This window comes from Mucilaginibacter sp. P1_A3 (genome assembly GCF_056406855.1).
The window spans coordinates 143,167-164,195 of sequence record NZ_JBFTZJ010000009.1 but is presented as its reverse complement, the minus strand read 5'-3'; the positions used below and the strand labels follow the sequence as shown (position 1 = coordinate 164,195).

Below are 21,029 nucleotides of genomic sequence, written 5' to 3'. Positions count from 1 at the left end.
TGCTCTCCTAAATTAGTCTTTCACAAACTGCTTCAATACCTTACGCTCAAAATTATTGGACGGCCAAAGCTCTATTTTATAGTGATCTGTCCCTTCATCTGCTTCGGAATTGATGTTTTTGAGATCATAGGAATAGACCCTTACACGATAATATCCTGGAGTAACTATAGCTTTTAATTGAATTTTATGATCTGGAAAATCAAGCACCTCCAATATCCCCGAACTAATTCTGACACCGGCCTCCACCACATGATCATACTTTTTAAAATCCTTTTCCCCGCTCGCAGCATCTAATACATTAAGCTCGGCCTTTACGTGGCCAAAGCTTTCAATACTAATTCCAACAATATCTTTATCCTTTGCTGTCGCCAATCTGTCGGCATAAGCTAAGGGAGTCCAAAAACTGGCATCGCCCGTTTCGCCAGTAAAGGCAGAATCGCAGAGGTAAAATTGATTTTCTGAGGTAAAAAAGTCGAGCTTGTATCTCGCAGATGGCCTATTTTTAAAGGAAAAAAGAAAGCTGGAGCAAAGAACAAGGATAAAAAAAACAGAGAAAAAAGGCAAGGAACCTATTTTTACGATGTCCTTGCTCCTCATTTTCTGCATCTGTTTTATTATTCAACAATTGATCTTTGCTCCTTTATCCAAATATCTTTATTCCTACAAAGCTCCTGCCTTGATCTCTTCAACAACAGCCGGATCAAGCAGTGTACTGGTATCACCAAGGTTACTGGTTTCGCCCTCGGCTATCTTACGTAAAATGCGGCGCATGATTTTGCCCGATCGTGTTTTGGGCAGTCCGCTTACAAACTGAATCTTATCCGGCTTGGCAATTGCACCTATTATCCTGGCAACTGTCATGATAATATCTTTACGGGCAAGCTCTGCGTCGCCGTGCTGATTTGGGCATACCACAAAGGCATATACACCCTGCCCTTTTATATCATGCGGGTAACCAACAACTGCCGATTCAACCACACTGCTGTGCATGTTGATAGCGTTCTCCACCTCTGCAGTTCCAATACGGTGACCAGATACATTGAGCACATCATCAACACGACCGGTGATGCGGTAATAACCATCTTCATCACGCAGGCAGCCATCGCCAGTGAAATATAAATTTTCATAAGTGGCAAAATAGGTAGTGCGGCAGCGTTCATGATCGCCATAAGTGGTGCGCAGCATACCCGGCCACGGAAACTTGATACAAAGGTTTCCGCTTACGCCATTACCCTCAATTACTTTTCCATTTTCATCAACCAATACAGGCTGTACACCCGGTAAAGGCAAAGTGGCATAACCGGGTTTAGTTGGTGTAACATTACAAATAGGCGATATCATTAAACCGCCATTTTCCGTTTGCCACCAGGTATCAGCAATAGGGCATTTGCCATGACCTATTTTTTCATCGTACCAATGCCAGGCCTCTTCATTAATAGGCTCCCCTACAGAACCCAGCTTGGTAAGCGAACTAAGGTCCTTACCTTTTAATGGCTCATCGCCAAAGCTCATCAACGAGCGAATAGCTGTTGGCGCCGTATATAATATATTTACCTTGTACTTATCTACAATATCCCAAAATCTGCCTGCATCCGGATAGGTGGGTACTCCTTCAAACATTAATGTAGTTGCTCCCTGCGATAGCGGACCATATACAATATACGAGTGCCCGGTGATCCATCCAATATCGGCAGTACAAAAATATACCTCGCCCTGGTTGTACTGAAAAACATTAGCAAAAGTATAGCCGGTATAAACCATGTAGCCACCGGTGGTATGCACTACGCCCTTAGGCTTACCTGTTGAACCTGATGTATATAATATGAATAACATATCCTCCGCGTCCATTTGCTCGGCAGGACACTCGGGATTACCTTGTGTTTCAACTTTTTTAACTTCATCTTCCCACCATACATCGCGCCCCTTTATCATAGAAACCGGTGTACGGCTCCTGGTTAAAACAATTACCCGCTTAACAGATTTACACTGAACCAGTGCATCATCTATCACCGTTTTTAAAGGAATAGGTTTATTTGCCCTAAAACCTCCATCAGCAGTTATTACAATATTACATTCTGCATCATTTATTCTATCGGCAATTGACTGCGCCGAAAAGCCGCCAAATACAACCGAATGAATTGCGCCGATACGGGCACACGCTAAAACGGCGATGGCCAGTTCAGGTATCATAGGCATATATATACAAATACGATCGCCCTTTTTTGCCCCGTTGTTTTTTAATACAGTGGCAAACTGGCAAACCTTATCATGCAGCTGGCGATAAGTTAATATGCGGTGATCTTCCTGCGGGTCATTTGGCTCCCATATAATGGCAGGTTTATCTCCAATAGTGTCTAGGTGACGATCCAGGCAATTTTCGGTTATATTGAGTTTTGCCCCCTGGAACCATTTAATCTTTGGGTCTTTAAAGTTCCAGTCAAGCACCTTATCCCATTTCTTTTGCCATAAAAAATTTTCGGCAATACCGGCCCAGAACTGTTCAGGCTGTTCAACACTTTGTTGGTAAACCTGCTTATACTCTTCAAATGATGTAATCTTCATAGCATTTATAATGGTGGGCGTAAATTAGCAATTTCTGTGTTATGTACATATTAAAAACACCACTTATTAAATAATTTTAAAAAGAACCAATATCCAATAACAAACAGCCTGAAATAAAGGCAAATGTTGGCTTTTAAAAATTATTTAACAATTTTTGAAAACGCTATTGAATATTCGATTAAAAAGTCTGATATTTGCAAACTCTTTTGAATAAAGGGTTGATAATTAAAAATATTTGTCATGTCAAGAATTTGTGATCTAACAGGAAAAGGATCTATTGTAGGTAATAACGTTTCAAACTCAAACGTTAAAACAAAACGTAGATTTCATCCAAACTTAAAACTTAAGAAGTTTTATATCCCTGAAGAAGATAAATGGATTACCTTAAAGGTATCTACATCTGCTGTTAAAACTATCAGCAAAAACGGCATTACTGCCTGTATCAATAAATTTGTTAAAAAGGGATACATTTAGTAGGTATTACGTTAACGCCTCATGTTTAACATAGGTATTAAACGCAATATATAATTTAAAAAATTACGTAAGCCGGGATGGTGATGCGTACAACATAAAAAGAAAATGGCAAAAAAAGGCAACAGGGTTCAGGTAATTCTAGAGTGTACTGAACACAAAACAAGCGGTATGCCAGGCATGTCTCGCTATATTACCACTAAGAACAAGAAAAATACAACTGAAAGACTGGAAATGAAAAAATTCAACCCGGTTTTAAGGAAAGTAACAGTTCATAAAGAAATTAAGTAATTGGTTGATTAAGTTAATGGTTGAATAGGTTTAGATCTCCCCCAACGGTTAACTCACTAATTCAATGATTCACTAATTCAATAATTAAAAGAAATGGCAAAGAAAGTAGTTGCAACGCTAAAAGTAGCAGGTAAAGGCAAAGAATATTCAAAAGTTATTACAATGAACAAATCACCAAAAACTGGTGCTTATTCATTCAGAACCCAAATTGTCCCTAACGATTTTGTTAAGGATGCAATTGCAGGTAAAACTATATAATACCTTTTGATTAAAATATTGAAGCCGTCTTGTTTTTACGAGAGGGCTTTTTTTGTTGATGTGTATGCATCAGATACGCAGATTAAAGTAATTATATTGATCTGACATCTGTTAACTATCATTTAGGCATATTTGCATTGCTAAATTTAACATCAAAAAATACGCACATTATAAATCTGCACTTCTGCACATCTAAAATCTGCACATCTAACTATGGGATTATTTGATTTTTTTAAGAAAAAGGAAAATACACAGCAGGAGCAACAAGCCCTTGATACCAGTTTAGAAAAAACCAAGGATAACTTTTTTTCAAAGATCACCAAGGTTATTGCCGGTAAATCAACCGTTGATGATGATGTGCTGGATGAGCTGGAAGAAGTACTGGTTACCTCTGATGTTGGTGTTAGCACCACCCTCAAGATCATCGGCCGTATCCAGGAACGTGTTGCCCGCGATAAATACGTTGGCACCAGCGAACTTAATGTGCTGTTGAAAGATGAGATCCAAAAATTACTGGCCGAAAATAACAGCAACGATTTTCGCAATTTTGAGTATGGCGATCATAAGCCCTATGTAATCATGGTTGTGGGCGTTAATGGTGTGGGTAAAACTACCACTATTGGTAAACTGGCCCATAAGCTTAAACAAGCCGGTAACAAGGTAGTACTTGGTGCTGCCGATACCTTCCGTGCAGCAGCGGTTGATCAGTTGCAGCTTTGGGGTAAACGTGTTGATGTAAAAGTTGTAGCCCAGCCAATGGGATCAGATCCGGCTTCGGTTGCCTATGATACCTTACGCTCGGCAGTTGCCAATGGCGATGACGTAGCTATTATTGATACTGCCGGCAGGTTACATAATAAAGTAGGCCTGATGAATGAGCTTACTAAAATAAAAAATGTGATGCAAAAGGTGATCCCTGGTGCACCTCATGAAATACTATTGGTACTGGATGCATCAACCGGGCAAAATGCCATTGAACAATGCAAACAGTTTACCGAAGCCACCAATGTTAATGCCCTGGCCCTAACCAAGCTTGATGGTACAGCAAAAGGTGGTGTAGTAATAGGTATCTCGGATCAGTTTAAGATCCCTGTAAAATATATCGGCGTTGGCGAAGGTGTTGAACACTTGCAGTTATTTGACAGGCAAGCTTTCGTAGATAGCTTATTTAAGCAATAAAATTATCTTATTGCGGGGAGGAACGACGAAGCAATCTCCTCTCTTGCAATTCAATTCTGTATAGTTCGCGATTGCTTCGTTCCTCGCAATGACAATTTTCTCATTGCAATGATTAGTGTGTTATGAAGACAAAAGAAATTTCCCGCCCGATAGCAAAACCAGTTAAACAACGCGTTAACGTGGTTACTTTGGGCTGCTCAAAAAATATATATGATTCCGAGATCCTGATGGGTCAGTTAAAAGGCAATCAATTTGATGTAGTGCATGAGGCCGAGAAAGTGGGCAAAAATGATATCATCGTTATTAATACCTGCGGTTTTATTGATAATGCCAAGCAGGAATCAATAGATACCATATTACAATACAGCGAACTAAAACAACAAGGCAAGGTTGGCAAAGTGATAGTTACCGGCTGTCTTAGTGAACGTTACAAACCTGAGCTGGAAGCCGAGATCACCAATGTTGATGCCTACTTCGGTACCAATGACCTGCAGAATTTATTAGCATCTGTAGGCGCCGACTATAAACATGAGCTTATTGGCGAGCGCCTGCTTACCACACCATCTCACTTTGCATATTTTAAAATTGCCGAAGGCTGTAACCGTCCATGCTCTTTTTGCGCTATCCCATTGATGCGTGGAAAACACCTGAGCACTCCTATTGACCAATTGGTTAAGGATGCGCAGAACCTGGTTAAAAATGGCACAAAAGAACTGATATTAATTGCACAGGACTTAACCTATTATGGGCTTGACCTGTATGGCAAACGTAACCTGGATGAGTTACTTCGCCGCCTGAGTGATGTTAATGGTGTTGAATGGATCAGGTTGCAATACGCCTACCCTTCCGGCTTCCCGATGGAAGTACTGGATGTGATGAATGAGCGTGATAATATTTGCAAGTACATGGATATGCCTTTACAGCACATCAGTGATGATATGCTGAAATCAATGCGCCGTGGTATCACCAAACAAAAAACTATTGATCTGGTGAACCAGATTCGCGATAAGGTGCCGGGCATTGCTATGCGTACCACCTTAATCACCGGTTATCCTGGCGAAACTCAAGAGCATTTTGAAGAAATGGCTCAATGGGTTGAGGATACCAAGTTTGATCGTTTAGGCTGTTTCACTTACTCGCACGAAGAAAAAACACATGCCCACTCTTTGGTTGACGATGTGCCCGATGAAGTAAAACAGGAGCGTGCAGATGCCATCATGGAAATTCAGCAGGGCATTTCATTTGATAAGAATCAGGAAAAAATTGGCCAAACATTTAAAGTATTGATCGATAAAAAAGACGGGGATTATTTTGTTGGTCGTACAGAATTTGATTCGCCAGAAGTTGATAACGAGGTTTTAATTGATGCCAGCATTGACTATGCTACAGTAGGTGGCTTTGTTAACGTGAAGATTGACAGCGCCGAAGACTTTGACCTTTATGGACAAATTGTAAAATAATGTTAATTTGCGGCGCATTACCAGTAATGATTTTACATTTGGATTAATGGAAGCCTCCTGTATAAGTTATAAAGAAACCGGATTTTTTTCGCCCACAGTTATTGATTATATCGGGAACCGGGCCGATCTTCAACCGTTTTATGGCTACCGGCCTGATATGGCCGGCTTTGCCGAACTGTTGAAAAACAAAAAAGCAATTGCCGATCGTGAGATATTGTTTCGCGTGCTATCAAAACAGTACGCGCATAATGAACCGTATCCATCGGTAGTAAAACACAACCTTGATCTGCTTAAAGAGGATAGTACTTATACTATCACCACCGGGCACCAGCTTAATATTTTTGCAGGTCCGCTTTATTTCCTTTACAAAATTGCTACCGCTATTAAATTGGCGCAGCAGTTAAAAGCCGCCCATCCCGATAAAAATTTTGTACCCGTTTACTGGATGGCCAGTGAAGACCATGATTTTGCCGAGATCAACTATACCAACATTGGCGGCAAAAAAGTGCATTGGTGGTACGAGGCCTCGGGCGCTACAGGGCGCATAAACCCCGATACCATGCGCCAGGCTCTTAACCAGTACAAAGGAGTATTGGGCATGGAGGGCCATGCCACAGAAGTCGCAGAAATTGTAGAAACCGCATATACAAAATTTGATAAGCTGGCCGATGCCACCCGTTATTTGGTAAATGCCCTATTTGGCCAATATGGCTTGGTCATTATTGATGCCGACGATCACGAGTTTAAGAAGCAGTTTGCGCCTATTATGGAGCAGGATATCATTAACCAAAACAGCTTTAAAAATATAACTGCCACCAATGAGCAATTGCAAAAGCTGGGGGTACATATCCAGGTTAATCCGCGCGAGATTAACTTTTTTTACCTGAAAGATAACCTGCGCGAACGTGTAGTGTTTGAACAGGAAAGCTACCAGGTAATGAATACCGAAATTAGCTTTACCGAAGCAGAACTGAAAGAAGAAATTGCCAGTTACCCGGAGCGCTTTAGCCCAAATGTAGTGATGCGCCCTCTTTACCAGGAATGCATTTTACCAAACATTGCTTACATAGGTGGCGGTGCCGAAGTGGTTTACTGGCTGGAATTAAAATCAAACTTTGATTTTTATAAGGTAGATTTCCCAATACTGATCCTGCGTAACTCCGCATTGGTGGTTCGTAAAGAACAAGCCGCCAAAATTGAGCGTATGGATCTGGATACGGCAGCATTGTTTAAACAAGATGATGAGCTTAAAACCGACTGGATAAAAAAACACAGCAACCATAACCTGAGTTTGGAAGGTGAATGGCGTGAAATGGCTTCAATTTTTGAAAAGATCAAGCTTAGGTCATATAAAATAGACCCTACCCTATCGCCATCTGCATCAGCTGTACAGGCAAGACTAAAGCACGCTGTTGATAACCTGGAAAAGAAATTAATAAAAGCCGAGAAACGTAATTACGAGGTTAGGCTGGAGCAATTATCAGCAGTAAAGGCCGAGCTATTCCCCAAAGATAGTCTGCAGGAACGTACCGAAAATTTTGGATTGATGTATGTAAAATGGGGACAATTATTCATTGATGAACTGATCCGTCACTTTGAGCCACTTGATTTTGAGTTTACAGTGCTCACAGAAAAATAATTTCATTTAAAGTCGTTCCGAGCGATGAAATTTCGCGAAACGCCGAAGGAAAAATGACATTTTAAAAGTTTGTCATCCTGAACGCAGTGAAGGATCTATTATTCGCCATGCTTCTTCGCCCTGTAAAGTCTCCGAATAGATCCTTCACTATCGTTCAGGATGACAAAAAGTTTTTTTTCAAAACACGCCAACTTATTTCGGCATCCCACAGGACACTATTCAAATGTGCTGTTCTTTAAGAAAATCAATCTTTTTGTTTTCAACAAAAAACCCGGCGTTCACCGGGTTTTTGTATTTCATTATTTCTTTGTCCAAACGTTATTGTCGGGGTTGTAATCCGGTAATACTTTATCCGGGTCATAGGTAACAGATTCAATTTCTTCTGTTGATGGATATTTGAATGTCCAGGTAGCATTACGTTCCCAAACTTCAACAGGTAATTTCATCCTGTCTGTTTTACCGCTTTTGGTATTTATTTCCAATATAACCGGCATTGCCATTTTTCCAAGGTTATCAATAGTGATCATAGCGCCTTTTGAAGCGTCGTTATCAACATATTTAACATCACTTACAGCCACATCCAAACGCCAGTCATTCTGGAACCATCCCCTCCAAAACCATTGTAAACTTTCGCCTGAGGCATTTTCAATAGTACGGAAGAAATCATCTGGTGTTGGATGTTTAAATGCCCAACGGTTGATGTAAGTTTTAAAAGCAAAATCAAAACGCTCAGGGCCTAAGATCTGCTCGCGCAACAAAACAAGACCAGCACTTGGTTTTGAATATAATAAAGTACCTGTATTTTTTTCTTTAAGATTAGCTGGCTGGCTCATCATTGGCTCAAGATCAGGTCTTGTAAAATTAGCGCCAATTTTGTGCATATCACCGGGTTTACGGTTGTACTCTCCGTTGTTAAAATCAGCTGTTGAAAGTGTATTGATAAAAGTATTAAAACCTTCATCCATCCAGCCATATAAACGCTCATTTGATCCTACGATCATCGGGAACCAGGTATGACCAAACTCATGGTCGTTAACACCCCACAAACCACCTTTTTTTGCTTTGTACCCGCAAAAAACAATACCAGGGTATTCCATACCACCAACTATACCGGCAACGGCTGTAGCGGCAGGGTAAGGAAACTCAAACCATTTTGATGAATTGTATTCAATTGATTTTTTAACATACTCGGTTGAACGTGCCCAGGCATCAGTACCGTCACTTTCAATAGGGTAAGCAGAAATAGCGATTGATTTTTTACCGCTTGGTAAATCCATCTTGGCTGCATCAACAATAAATGCTGCAGATGAAGCCCAGGAAGCGTCCCTTGCATTTTTAATTTTAAAGTGCCAGGTAAGGGTTGATTTACCTGCCGGGCGCGATGAAGCTTCGGTAACCTCAGATGCAGAGCGGATCACTACTGTTTTTTCGCTTTGCGCGGCCTGTGCCCAACGTTTTTGTTGTTGTGGAGTATATACTTCTGTTGGATTCAGTAACTCGCCAGATGCCACTACAATATGGTTTGACGGTGCAGTGATGCTTAAGTCAAAATCACCATACTCCAGGTAAAATTCACCCGGACCGGTATATGGCTGGGTATTCCATCCTAATATCTCGTCATACACACACATGCGTGGGTACCATTGTGCAACGGTATAGATCTTTCCATTTTTAGATGCTTTATCATCAAGGTAACCCATACGGTCTGATCCGTAATTTGGAGATACAAATGAGTACTCAATTTTTAGTTTTGCAACGCCTCCGTTAGCAGTTACCTGTTTAGGTAAAAAAACCTGCATACGCGTATCGCTAATCAAAAATTTGATATCGGTTGAAATACCTTTGGCATCTACGTATTTTACAGATTTAATTTTATAACCTGCCTCAAACGCTTCACCACGGCCCCAGTTACGGCTACCTGTAGGTGGTACTATCGCGGTACCGCGTGAATCTAACTTAAACAGGTTTTGATCAAGCTGCATCCATAAAAAGCCCAGGTTTTGCGGACTGTTATTGGTATAAGTTAAAACTTCCGATCCGGTAATTTCATTACTTTGATCATTCAAGGTAGCGGCTAAAGTATAATCAGCACGGTTTTGCCAGTATTTAGGGCCCGGCTGGCCATCGGCCGCGCGGAACTCTGTTCCATTTTTAGTGTAGAAAGGGGGGCCGAAAGTTTCGTGATAATTGTAATCAGAAGCCGGGGAGGTTGTTGGTGCTGGAGTTGCGGTTTGCTGCGCGTTACCTGCCGTAAATGCAAGCACACAGGCCATGCTTAAACCGGCCATCAGTTTTAATTTCATTTCAGTCAATTTTTTAGAATACAAAGCAAGTATACTAAAAAAACCGTTTTTACTACCCTAGTAAAATGATTGTTACGCGAATATTAAGGATTGAGTTACCGATTCGCCGCTTTAACGAGTAAAGTTATAAAACACTATTAATCAGGTAGATTTAATTGATTTTGAATAATTTATCATTTCTTCAAAAAGTGTTCTTCATACACCTTTTCATCAAAGCCAAAAAACAGGAAGCCATTGTCTTCAATAACCGGTCTTTTAATCATGCTGGTTTTTTGTTGCAGTAATTTTAAAGCATCGGTATTGGTTTTCACGCTTTCTTTTACTTCAGGATCAAGCTGTTTCCAGGTGAGGCCCTGTTTGTTCATAAATTTTTCGTAGCCCGCTTTGCTATCCCATTCCTGCAACTTTTCTGTGCTTACGCCCAGCTTTTTAAAATCCTGGAAATCGTAATCAACATGATTAGCTTTCAGCCAGTCGAGCGCCTTTTTTACTGTATTGCAATTGGTAATTCCGTAAACTTTCATGCCGCAAATCTACTGATTTGTGGAACTACTTTTACCCCCACCTTTGGTGTCATCGTTATTTATGCCGCGCTGGTTCTTTTTAATATCGCTGCTAAGCTTACCAAATTTGTAGTTAACCCTGATAGCAAAATTGCGATAAGGGTTTTGGTAAACCGATGATTGTGAAAAAGCGGGCGTATTGGTGTATGATTTATATATGCGGTATTTACTGTAGGGATTGTTTGCTACCAATGATATGGTAAGTGTTTTTTTAAGAAACTCTTTGCCTACTACATATGATGAAAATATGCCATGCCCGTTTTTACCCTGCAGGGTTACATCGCCGCTAAAATACCCGGCATCAATACCAAAACGGTAGCCGCTATCAAACTTATAAGCAAGGTTGGCAAACGCATTACCTGTATATCCATCATTTTTATAAAACTGCCCGTTATAAGTTCCCTTTAACCAAACATGTGTTAAACGGGCATTTAAGTTGATGGTGAACCTTTTTGTGATAGAATAATTAGTGTTGATATTTAAACCCAGGCTGCGGTTACTGCCTAAGTTTTGATAAGTAGTGGTAGTAACCGTATCGCGCTTGCCATTTGCCGTACTATCAATACTTATGCTGGTTACATTTTGTATGGCATTGTTTGAAAACGCATAGCTTAAGCTCGCATTAATGGAACCTTTTGAAAAATTACTATACGTAAGCTCAAACGTATTATTAAGCTCCGGACTTAGGTCGGGATTACCGGTATTAAGAAATTTAGGGTTCGATCTATCTATAAACGGATTCAGCTGGTATATGCCAGGGCGTTGAATACGCTGTGTAAACCCCAAACTGATGCTACTGCTTTTTAAGCTCCTTTGAATTGAAACTGAAGGAATCAGGTTATTGTATCCTTTATCAAGAGGTGTTCCCGAAAAATCGGCGCTCACCTGTGTATGCTCCAATCTTAAGCCGCCTTTACCAGTCCACTTGCTGAATTTTAATTGGTACGAATTATATACGCTGTAAACATTTTGCTGATAATCAAATACGTTAGTCTGACCGGTATTAACTAAATAATTATTAGTAAGCGAGTCGCGGTCCTCGCGCCTGAAATCGCTGAAGTTTTTGCGGAAGATGGCTTTTGCACCGGTTTCAATGCTGATAGTTTTAAGCGGGTAAGCATAATCTAACTGAAGGGTATGCTCTTTATTACCGGCTTTGTTATACTGCCTAAAATCGGGCTGTATTTGCTGGCTATAATTAACCCTGTCTGCAAATACGTTATCGGCAAACTGGGTGCCTGGTGAATAACTATATTTATAAGACAGGGTAAGCAATTCGTCTTTATGCTTTTTAAAACCTATCTGGTAATTAAGGGCCGCATCAAATCCCCGATCATGGTTATAACCATCGGTTAACTGGTGGTAGCCCTGTGTTAAACCGTTGCGGTTAGTTTGAGCCGATATGAGGTCATTGTCCTGTATAAACTCTCCCTGGAAAATTTCAACCGAGCCAGTGAGCAGGTTAAGGGAATCTATCTCGTAGCTTAGCTCAAAATCGCCGTAACGATAATTGCCGCCAAAGGTACCTGTACCTTTTTGTAATATGGTGGTATTTTGAGCAAACTGATTCTGCGTGTTGGTAAAGTAATTATTATTTAAGTTTTGATGACCAAAACCTGCATAACCTGCCAGGCCAAACTTACCCTGTTTTACTGTTCCGTTAAGATTAAAACCGGGTCCCCAGATGCTGTTATAGCGCGAATTGATGCTGCCGTTATAACCCTGGTCGACATTTTTTTTGGTGATGATATTAATGATACCTGATAAGCCTTCGGCATCGTACTTGGCGGGTGGCGTGGTGATCACCTCAATCTTTTCGATATTGGTGGCCGGCATAGATTTTAACACATCCGAAGGATTTTTGGCCATCAAAGCCGATTCCTTTCCGTTGATCAATATTTTATAATTCCCGCTTCCCTTTAGTTTGATCTTATCATCACCATCAACAGAGAGCAAAGGAACCTTACGCATCATATCCAAAGCTGATATCGCCTTACTCTCCGGATCGGCCTGTACATCATAGCTCAGGCGATCAACCTCCTGTTTCATCACGGGCCGTACGGCAGTAATGCTTACCTCGTTCAGTTGCTTGCTGGAAGCCGACATGTAAATTTTACCTGCATCAAATACAGTTCCTCCATGTTTTACAGGCAAAACTTTTGAAGCAAGGCCTATAGAAGCAACAGCTAACTGGTAGGTTTTGCCATCAGGTGCATTCAGCTCAAAGCTGCCATCATTTTTGGTAAGTGTGCTTTTTACTGATGCCTTTGTACCGGCATCCTGCAACATAACGGTAACATAACCTAATGGCTTATTAACGGCAGAGTCGATAACTACGCCTTTAATAGTTACGTTGGCTGTATTTGGTGCTTGTGCAATTGCCAGTATAGAGATGTAACAGCAAATTAAGGTTAGTAAAAAATGTTTCATTCATAAGGCATTTAGGTAATAAGACGCTACAAGATACGCCGTCGTTGCAAAAACCGGAAAGTATTTAACATTTTTTAACTAATCACTTAGTTTACAGCGGAAAAGAATTACTTATTGAACCTGGTCATGGTTAATTCGGTACCAATAGTTGCGAAACTTTTAATCATTTCTATGGACCGGTCTATTAAAGCGGGCAGTTCTGGCTTTTCATCATCATCAAAGCCACTCAATACGTAATCAACCTGGCGGCCTTTAGGGTAATTATCGCCAACGCCAAAGCGTAAGCGCGCATAATTATTGTGCCCAACGGTAGCTTCAATATGCTTCAACCCATTGTGACCGGCAGCGCTGCCTTTGGGTTTTAAACGCAAAGTACCTAATGGTAAAGCAATATCATCCACGATTACCAAAACATTCTCCAAGGGAATCTTCAGATCCTGCATCCAGTGGTTCATTGCCTTGCCACTCAGGTTCATATAGGTTGTTGGTTTTATTAAATGCAGCGTACGGCCTTTGAATGATACCTCACTATAATACGCCAGGCGCATGTGGTAAAATTTAGCCCCTTCCTGTTTAGCTAATTCATCCAACACCATAAACCCTATGTTATGCCGGGTATCAGCATACTCCGGCCCTATATTTCCTAAACCAACAATTAGATATTTCATTTTTTGCGGAGCAAAGATAAGAAGACTTTCGGATGTTCGGACAAAGGACGTTCGGACTTTTGGATGTTCGGACGAAGGACTATCAGATGTTCGGAGAAAGGACTATCTTTTGGACGTTCGGACAAAGGACTATCAGATATTCGGACTTTGGGACGGCGCCTTTCAAATTTTCAGAAGAGAGACTTTTAGTTTTCGCCGATAAAAAAGAACCCTCTAAGAAAAGACTTTGGTGTTATGTTGCTATCGTGTTTTTAAATGCGATAATCTGCTTTTGAAGCGTGTGAACTTTGTTGAGCAACTTTGGGTAATCTGTATCATTGCACAAATTACATTGTTCGGCAATGATTAATTGCGTTTCCAGTTCAAATGCCGAACCTAAGCTAATTGATAAGAAATGGCCGAAATCCTTTTCAGATTTACGTGCAGAGCCTTCCGCAATGTTTGATGGAATAGAAACAGCCGCTCTGTAAAGCTGACTTGAAATGCCAAAACGATGGTCATTAGAAAACTTTTGGGTAAGCTGATAAATATCCTTTGTCAATTCCACCGAATCGATCCAAATCCTCAACTGTCTAAAGTTATGTTTTAACATGGCGTCACTAATTTATCCTAAAGAGTCCTTTGTCCGAAAATCCGAAAATCTTTTGTCAAAAAAAAACGCGATGGGCATAAGCCTATCGCGTTTTTTTTAATCAGGGTAAATTATTTTTTACCTGAAGCAGCTTCCTGCTCAGCCTGACGTAATGCACGTGAAGTAGTAACTGATACGATAGTATCCTCTACAGCATTGGTGATAATCAATGTTTCCAGTTTCAAATCTGAAACCTTAACTGATTTACCAACTTCAAGGCTTTCGATGCTTACTTCAATAGCATCTAAATGATCTTTAGGCAATGCTTTGATGCGCAGTTTCCTTAGTTTTTGAACTAATTTACCACCCACTTTAACACCTGGAGAAGTTCCGGTTAATTTAACAGGGATCTCGATAGTGATAGGCTTTTTCTCGTCAAGCAATAAAAAGTCTATGTGGATAAGTTGTTCAGTTAAAGGGTGAAACTGCATATCTTTAATAATAGCCTGTGATTTAACACCAGCAACATCAAGATCGATGAAATGAACAACCGGAGTGTAAACTACGGCTCTCAAATCAGCTGCGGACACTGAAAAGTGGGTTTGAGTTGGCCCACCGTAAAGTACTGCAGGCACTAAGCCCTGGTAACGCAGTTCTTTAGCGTCTCTTTTCCCTACGTTCTCTCTTGGAGAACCGCTAATAGCAATTGATTTCATTGTTTTTTATTTTATTATTTATTGTTAGTTCATGGTTCATAGATCATTGTTCATGGCCTTTTCCCCATAAGTTCTTTTTCGTTTTTAAATGTTCAGCGTAGATGGCGCTTCTATGAACCATCAACAATGAACCATAAGCCTATCTTAATCTACCTTAAACAGCTGGCTTATTGAGCCATGTTCGTTTACGTTGATTATTGCCTTCGCAAAAAGCTCGGCAGTTGATAATACCCTTATTTTAGGGCTTTGGTGTTTCAATGGTATAGTATCGGTCACTATCAATTCGGTTAAAGCCGAATTTTCAATAGTTTCATATGCTTTACCTGATAATACCGGGTGTGTACAAACCGCGCGCACGCTACGTGCACCACGCTCCATGATCAGGCCTGCTGCTTTAGCCAATGTACCGGCAGTATCGCAAATATCATCTATAAGCACAATATCCTGATCGGTTACATCACCTATCAGTGTCATGGACTCAATTTCATTGGCGCGTTTACGGCGTTTATCACAAATAACCACTTCGGCATTAAAAAACTTTGCGAAACTGCGCGCCCTGTATGAGCCACCCATATCCGGCGAAGCAATGGTTAAATTACCTAAGCCCAGGCTTTTTATATACGGTACAAAAATGATTGATGCATCAAGGTGATCAACAGGGATATCAAAAAAGCCCTGTATCTGTGCCGCGTGCAAATCCATCGTCATAATGCGATCAATCCCTGCGGCAACCAATAAATTGGCAACCAGCTTTGCACTTATGGCAACGCGGGGTTTATCTTTCCTATCCTGCCTTGCCAAACCAAAATAAGGAATAACGGCGTTTACATAATGAGCCGATGCACGACGGGCGGCATCAATCATCATCAGTAATTCCATCAGGTTATCAGTAGGTTGGTGGGTAGATTGGATAAGGAACACATCGCATCCCCTAACAGATTCATTAAAATGTGGTTGAAATTCACCATCACTAAAACGCGAGAGCACTACATCGCCAAGATCGCGGCCGTAAGCTTCAGCAATTTTTTGCGCCAACTCTTTTGAGCCTGAACCTGCAAATAATTTAACCGGATTAAATTGTAAGGGCATTTCTTCTTGATTTTGAATTTCGGATGTTTGATTTCGGATTTAGTTAATTTCAATTCCTTACCATTATGGTAAGCCTTAACTACTTCGTTAGTAACCTCCTAAAACACAATTCGGATTTCAATTTTCTAAACCGGAGTAAATCCGAAATTAAAAAATCGAAATCCGAAATCTTAATGTTGCCCGACCAGGATTCGAACCTAGACAAACGGTACCAAAAACCGTCGTACTACCATTATACTATCAGGCAATCTCCTTTGGTTTGTTTTTACTCTCCGAAAAGGAATGCAAATATAAGACGATTTTTTAACTCTCAAAATAGAATTTTAAAAAAGTATGTATATCGCTGTTTTACAGCGCAAAATGCGTTAAAAAGTGTTAATAAGGCGGTTTTGGTTTCAGCATCGTGATAGTTTTTCTTACTTTCGGCTATATAAAACCTTTTTCTATCGAAAATATCCTGACATGAACTACAATAAGATCAACAATATTTTTGGCTGGATAGCCTTTGTTATCGCTACTTTAACCTACATTTTAACGCTTGAACCATCATCCAGCTTTTGGGATTGCGGCGAATTTATTGCCTGTATCTTTCGTTTGCAGGTAGCCCACCAGCCCGGAGCACCATTGTTCACCATGATAGGCAAAGTGTTTACGCTGCTATCTATGGGCGATAATACCAAAGTAGCCTACTGGGCTAATATGGCATCGGCAATTGCCAGCGGGGCAACTATTATGTTCTTGTTTTGGACGGTAACCTCCCTTGCCAAAAAGATGCTGGTTAAAAAAGCCGAAGATATTAACCCCACCCATTTGATCATTATAATAGGCTCGGGACTGGTTGGCGCTTTAGCTTATGCCTGGTCTGATACCTTCTGGTTTTCGGCAGTTGAGTCTGAAGTTTATGCACAGTCATCTTTGTGTACAGCCATTGTTTTCTGGGCCATATTAAAATGGGAAGCCCACGCCGATGAACCTCATGCTAACAGATGGATTGTATTTATTGCTTATATCATGGGCTTATCAATTGGTATTCACCTTTTAAACCTATTGGTAATACCTGCTATAGCATTGGTAATTTATTTCCGTAAGGCAAAAAACATTACCACACAAGGTACTTTACTATCGTTTTTTGCAGGTATTGTATCCGTAGCTTTTGTGTTATGGGGAGTTATACAGTTTACTGTAAAGGGAGCGGCCTTCTCCGATCTATTTTTTGTAAACACCCTGGGAATGAGCTTCGGCAGCGGTGCTGTTCTATTTTTTGTTTTGCTTGTAGCAACCATTGTATCGGGAATATATTATACCATTAAACAATCAAATACAGCAATCATAGCTTCTGCCATTTGCTTTATCCTGGCACTTGGAATTAGCGCCAGTTATTTGGGCGCTATAGTGGGCATCTTAGTTTTACTACTGCTGGAGTATGTGGTTAAAATACGCGAAAAACGTTTCGCCCTTAATAGCTTTTTTGTTTGCCTGCTCTTTATCCTGTTTGGTTATAGCTCATTTGTAATGATTGTGGTAAGGGCAAAAGCCGATCCCAACTTAAATAACAGCGACCCACAGGATGCCTTTGCGCTTAACGGCTATTTAAACCGCGATCAGTACGGCGATACGCCATTGCTTTACGGCCAGTTTTTTGACTCAACCCCAACAGACCAAACCGAGGGCGCAACAATTTACCGTAGAGGTAAAACCAAATATGAAATTGCCGGTAAAAAGCTAACCACCATTTATGATCGCAACACCATATTTCCGCGAATGTTTAGCGATAAGGCCGGGCATCCACAGTTTTATCGCGCCTGGAGTAAATTAGCTGATGGCGAAAAGCCCACTTTTGCAACCAACCTGGGCTTTTTTGGCACCTGGCAGGTTAACCAAATGTATACCCGTTATTTCCTTTGGAACTTTGTTGGTCGTACCAATGACCTGGATGGCCAAACCAGCAACAGTGCTGCCGATGGTAACTGGATAAGCGGCTGGAACTTTAACAAACAATTGCCCGATGCGGTTACCAAAAGCAAAAGTTATAACCGCTTATTCTTTCTGCCCCTTATCATAGGCCTGGCAGGCTTGTTCTTTCATTTTAAACGCGACCAGAAAAATGCGGGCGTTGTAGGTGTACTATTCTTTTTTACCGGCTTAGCCATTGTTTTATATCTAAACCAGGACCCGTTGCAGCCACGCGAGCGGGACTATGCCTATGCGGGCTCGTTTTACGCGTTTGCCATTTGGATTGGGCTTGGTGTTATGGGAATTGCCGACTTGCTTAGTAAAAAATTGAATGCGAAAACCAGCGGCATTATTGCCACCGTGGTATGTTTATTGGGAGCCCCAGTGTTAATGGCCAACCAGGAATGGGATGATCATAACCGCTCAACCAAGCTTACGCCGCATGATATGGCTTATAATTACCTTAACTCATGTGCGCCTAATGCCATTTTGTTTACCTATGCCGATAATGATACCTACCCCCTATGGTACATCCAGGAGGTTGAAAATGTAAGGCCCGATGTACGTATTGTAAACTTAAGCCTGCTGGGTACCGATTGGTACATCCGCGGGATGAAAAACAAAATGAACCAGTCTGAGCCATTGCCTATCAGCATGCCTTATGATAAATTTAAACCGGGCGTACGTGATGTAATTTATTTTAACGACCAAAAATTACCCGGCTCTGTAGAACTGAAAGAAGTATTTGATTTCATCACATCGGATAATAAAGCTGCGATGACAGAGTATGGCAATGGCGATATGGGTAATTACCTGCCAACCAAAAACTTTAAGTTAACGGTTAATGCTGATGACGTGGTAAAAACCCAAACTGTATCTGCCAGCCAAAAGGACAAAATTACACCAGAAATGGATTGGACTTTTAGCGGTAAATATGTTACTAAGGATGTTTTAGCGATGATGGATATACTGGCCCACAATAACTGGAAAAGACCAATCTATTTTGCCACAACCGTACCTGACGAAAACCTGATTGGACTTGGTAAATATTTATACAGCGAAGGCTTTGCTAATCGTTTGCTTCCATTAAAGCCGGATACCACCGCTGGCCAGGCCGAAGTTACCAATACACCGGTAATGTATCATAACATGATGACGCAATATAAATGGGGTAACATGAAAAATGCCAGCTATCTTGACCATGAGTCAAACACCATGTTTTACCCTTTAATTTCAAGACTTTATTCAACCCTGGCCGATAACCTGCTTAAAGAGGGACATCCTGATATGGCAAGAAATGTCTTCAAAAAATATGACGAGGTTATGCCTGATAACATTCCTAATACTGAGATAGCAATACGTAAGTATTATTTGATAGAGACAGCTTATCGCGTTGGCGAAGTACAGCTGGGAAATAAACTGGCAAACCTGGTTGATGATTACGTAACCAACCTGTTAGCTTATAATTACACGCTTTTGCAAAGTGGCGAAGTAAGTATTGACAGCCGGGATATTCAATACTCCATGTCTATGTTAAATGGTTTAACCGAGTATACCAAAAACTATAAACAAACAGATCTTAATACCAAATTCAGCGCACAGCTTAGGGATTATGAGAAAAAGCTGGGAATGGGATCTAAATAGTAACGGCCGTTGAGAATCAAGAGGCAAGAGTCAGGAATTAAGACTCTTGCCTTTTTTTATGGCAAATCGGCGAAAGACTTACGAAGTTTTAAAAACTTCGTAAGTCAGGGGTTCTGCACTTGTCAATGGCATGACAAAAGGGATGAAAACAAAAAAGCGGCAAATGCCGCTTTTTTGTTGATTATAAAGTTCTTGTCCTTCGTCTGAAAATCCTTTGTCCGAAGTCCTTGCTCCTTGCTCCAAAGATTACCCTTCGTTCACCACACCCATCGAACAGAATTTTTCGATGCGTTCGTTAACCAGTTCAGTAACATCTTTTTCTTTAAGCATCTTAAGATCCTTAAGCAATTGTTTTTTTAGGGTGGCTGCCATAGCAACCGGATCCTGGTGAGCGCCACCAAGTGGTTCTTTAATCACCCCATCTATCAGTCTGTTCTTTAACATTTCTGTCGAAGTCAATTTTAATACTTCGGCAGCACGTTCTTTATTTTCCCAGGTTTTCCAAAGAATGGTTGAACAGTTTTCAGGAGATATTACAGAATACCATGAATTATCAAGCATCAAAACCCTATCGCCTATACCTATACCTAAGGCGCCTCCTGATGCACCTTCGCCAATAATAACGCAGATGATAGGAACTTTAAGTATCGACATTTCGAGCAGGTTACGGGCTATAGCTTCGCCTTGTCCGCGTTCTTCCGCTTCTAAACCAGGGAATGCACCCGGCGTATCAATCAAAGTAACAACCGGTTTGTTGAATTTTTCGGCCATTTTCATTAACCGCAGCGCCTTACGATAACCCTCTGGGTTAGCCATACCAAAATTACGGTACTGACGCTCTTTTGTATTACGCCCCTTTTGCTGACCAATAAACATTACAGTTTGACCGTTTAGGGTCCCGAAACCGCCTATGATGGCTTTATCATCGCCAACTGTACGGTCGCCGTGCAACTCAATAAAATCATCGCACATCAGCTCAATATATTGCAGGGTGTACGGCCGCTCGGGGTGCCGGGAGATCTGCACTTTTTGCCAGCCGTTAAGGTTAGCATATATTTCTTTTTTGGTAGTTTCAAGCTTAGCTTCAAGTTCTGCCACTGTTGCAGACATGTCGAGCTTATTTTTATCCTCAACCTGCTTCACCTTTTCAATCTGCTGCATCAGCTCAGCCAGTGGTTTTTCAAAATCAAAAGTTATTTTCATACACTTTATTTGGGGCCGCTAAATTAAGC

Annotated in this window: 17 protein-coding genes and 1 tRNA gene; 7 read left to right on the top strand and 11 right to left on the bottom strand. The window is 40.9% G+C overall.

The features are described 5' to 3' along the window. Nucleotides 1–12: 12 nt before the first annotated feature. The gene (locus AC1D0K_RS20085) at nucleotides 13–606 is read right to left on the bottom strand and encodes a hypothetical protein (protein ID WP_477391335.1); all 594 of its coding nucleotides are present in this window, start codon (nucleotides 604–606) and stop codon (nucleotides 13–15) included. A gap of 54 nt (nucleotides 607–660) precedes the next feature. Next, a complete protein-coding gene (gene acs / locus AC1D0K_RS20080) occupies nucleotides 661–2,562 on the bottom strand; it encodes an acetate--CoA ligase (RefSeq protein WP_477391336.1) in 1,902 nt (633 codons plus the stop codon). Nucleotides 2,563–2,802: 240 nt separating this feature from the next. On the opposite strand from acs, the gene rpmB reads away from it, so the two are divergent. The 6 genes from rpmB (at nucleotide 2,803) to bshC (ending at nucleotide 7,860) form a co-directional block, all read left to right on the top strand. Beyond that, nucleotides 2,803–3,036 carry a 50S ribosomal protein L28 gene (gene rpmB, locus AC1D0K_RS20075; RefSeq protein ID WP_022830076.1) on the top strand — a complete coding sequence of 78 codons (234 nt, stop codon included), beginning with the start codon at nucleotides 2,803–2,805 and terminating at the stop codon, nucleotides 3,034–3,036. A gap of 105 nt (nucleotides 3,037–3,141) precedes the next feature. Continuing rightward, nucleotides 3,142–3,324, top strand: a complete 183-nt coding sequence (gene rpmG, locus AC1D0K_RS20070; RefSeq protein WP_067063463.1) for a 50S ribosomal protein L33 — start codon at nucleotides 3,142–3,144, stop codon at nucleotides 3,322–3,324. Nucleotides 3,325–3,417: 93 nt separating this feature from the next. Then, nucleotides 3,418–3,582 (top strand): DUF4295 domain-containing protein, encoded by a 165-nt coding sequence (locus tag AC1D0K_RS20065; protein WP_295716702.1) that lies wholly within the window; start codon nucleotides 3,418–3,420, stop codon nucleotides 3,580–3,582. A gap of 213 nt (nucleotides 3,583–3,795) precedes the next feature. Next, nucleotides 3,796–4,761 (top strand): signal recognition particle-docking protein FtsY, encoded by a 966-nt coding sequence (gene ftsY, locus AC1D0K_RS20060; protein WP_295716701.1) that lies wholly within the window; start codon nucleotides 3,796–3,798, stop codon nucleotides 4,759–4,761. Between the two features lie 122 nt (nucleotides 4,762–4,883). Beyond that, on the top strand, nucleotides 4,884–6,221 hold the full coding sequence (gene rimO, locus AC1D0K_RS20055; RefSeq protein ID WP_295716700.1) for a 30S ribosomal protein S12 methylthiotransferase RimO: 1,338 nt from the start codon (nucleotides 4,884–4,886) through the stop codon (nucleotides 6,219–6,221). A 46-nt stretch (nucleotides 6,222–6,267) separates the two neighbouring features. Next, entirely contained in the window at nucleotides 6,268–7,860 is a 1,593-nt protein-coding gene (gene bshC / locus AC1D0K_RS20050) for a bacillithiol biosynthesis cysteine-adding enzyme BshC (protein WP_477393309.1), read from the top strand. A 299-nt stretch (nucleotides 7,861–8,159) separates the two neighbouring features. On the opposite strand, the gene AC1D0K_RS20045 is transcribed toward bshC, so the two are convergent. From AC1D0K_RS20045 to AC1D0K_RS20010, 8 genes are all read right to left on the bottom strand, one after another. After that, nucleotides 8,160–10,163 (bottom strand): M1 family metallopeptidase, encoded by a 2,004-nt coding sequence (locus tag AC1D0K_RS20045; RefSeq protein WP_477393307.1) that lies wholly within the window; start codon nucleotides 10,161–10,163, stop codon nucleotides 8,160–8,162. A 173-nt stretch (nucleotides 10,164–10,336) separates the two neighbouring features. Continuing rightward, complete coding sequence (locus AC1D0K_RS20040; protein ID WP_477393305.1) at nucleotides 10,337–10,687, bottom strand: Spx/MgsR family RNA polymerase-binding regulatory protein; 351 nt, start codon at nucleotides 10,685–10,687, stop codon at nucleotides 10,337–10,339. A gap of 9 nt (nucleotides 10,688–10,696) precedes the next feature. Beyond that, complete coding sequence (locus AC1D0K_RS20035) at nucleotides 10,697–13,156, bottom strand: TonB-dependent receptor (RefSeq protein ID WP_477393303.1); 2,460 nt, start codon at nucleotides 13,154–13,156, stop codon at nucleotides 10,697–10,699. 107 nt (nucleotides 13,157–13,263) lie between these two features. Further along, nucleotides 13,264–13,824: an aminoacyl-tRNA hydrolase gene (gene pth / locus AC1D0K_RS20030; RefSeq protein ID WP_477393301.1), complete on the bottom strand. Its 561-nt coding sequence runs from the start codon at nucleotides 13,822–13,824 to the stop codon at nucleotides 13,264–13,266. Between the two features lie 232 nt (nucleotides 13,825–14,056). Then, entirely contained in the window at nucleotides 14,057–14,416 is a 360-nt protein-coding gene (locus AC1D0K_RS20025; protein ID WP_477393299.1) for a four helix bundle protein, read from the bottom strand. A gap of 110 nt (nucleotides 14,417–14,526) precedes the next feature. Further along, entirely contained in the window at nucleotides 14,527–15,111 is a 585-nt protein-coding gene (locus tag AC1D0K_RS20020; RefSeq protein ID WP_295716690.1) for a 50S ribosomal protein L25/general stress protein Ctc, read from the bottom strand. 144 nt (nucleotides 15,112–15,255) lie between these two features. Beyond that, a complete protein-coding gene (locus AC1D0K_RS20015; protein WP_295716689.1) occupies nucleotides 15,256–16,200 on the bottom strand; it encodes a ribose-phosphate pyrophosphokinase in 945 nt (314 codons plus the stop codon). Between the two features lie 176 nt (nucleotides 16,201–16,376). After that, a tRNA-Gln gene (locus AC1D0K_RS20010) sits at nucleotides 16,377–16,447 on the bottom strand. 215 nt (nucleotides 16,448–16,662) lie between these two features. On the opposite strand from AC1D0K_RS20010, the gene AC1D0K_RS20005 reads away from it, so the two are divergent. Next, the gene (locus AC1D0K_RS20005; RefSeq protein WP_477393296.1) at nucleotides 16,663–19,797 is read left to right on the top strand and encodes a glycosyltransferase family 117 protein; all 3,135 of its coding nucleotides are present in this window, start codon (nucleotides 16,663–16,665) and stop codon (nucleotides 19,795–19,797) included. A 246-nt stretch (nucleotides 19,798–20,043) separates the two neighbouring features. Here AC1D0K_RS20005 and AC1D0K_RS20000 read toward each other — a convergent pair whose 3' ends face one another. Continuing rightward, nucleotides 20,044–21,000: an acetyl-CoA carboxylase carboxyltransferase subunit alpha gene (locus AC1D0K_RS20000; RefSeq protein ID WP_295716685.1), complete on the bottom strand. Its 957-nt coding sequence runs from the start codon at nucleotides 20,998–21,000 to the stop codon at nucleotides 20,044–20,046. Nucleotides 21,001–21,029 lie beyond the last annotated feature (29 nt).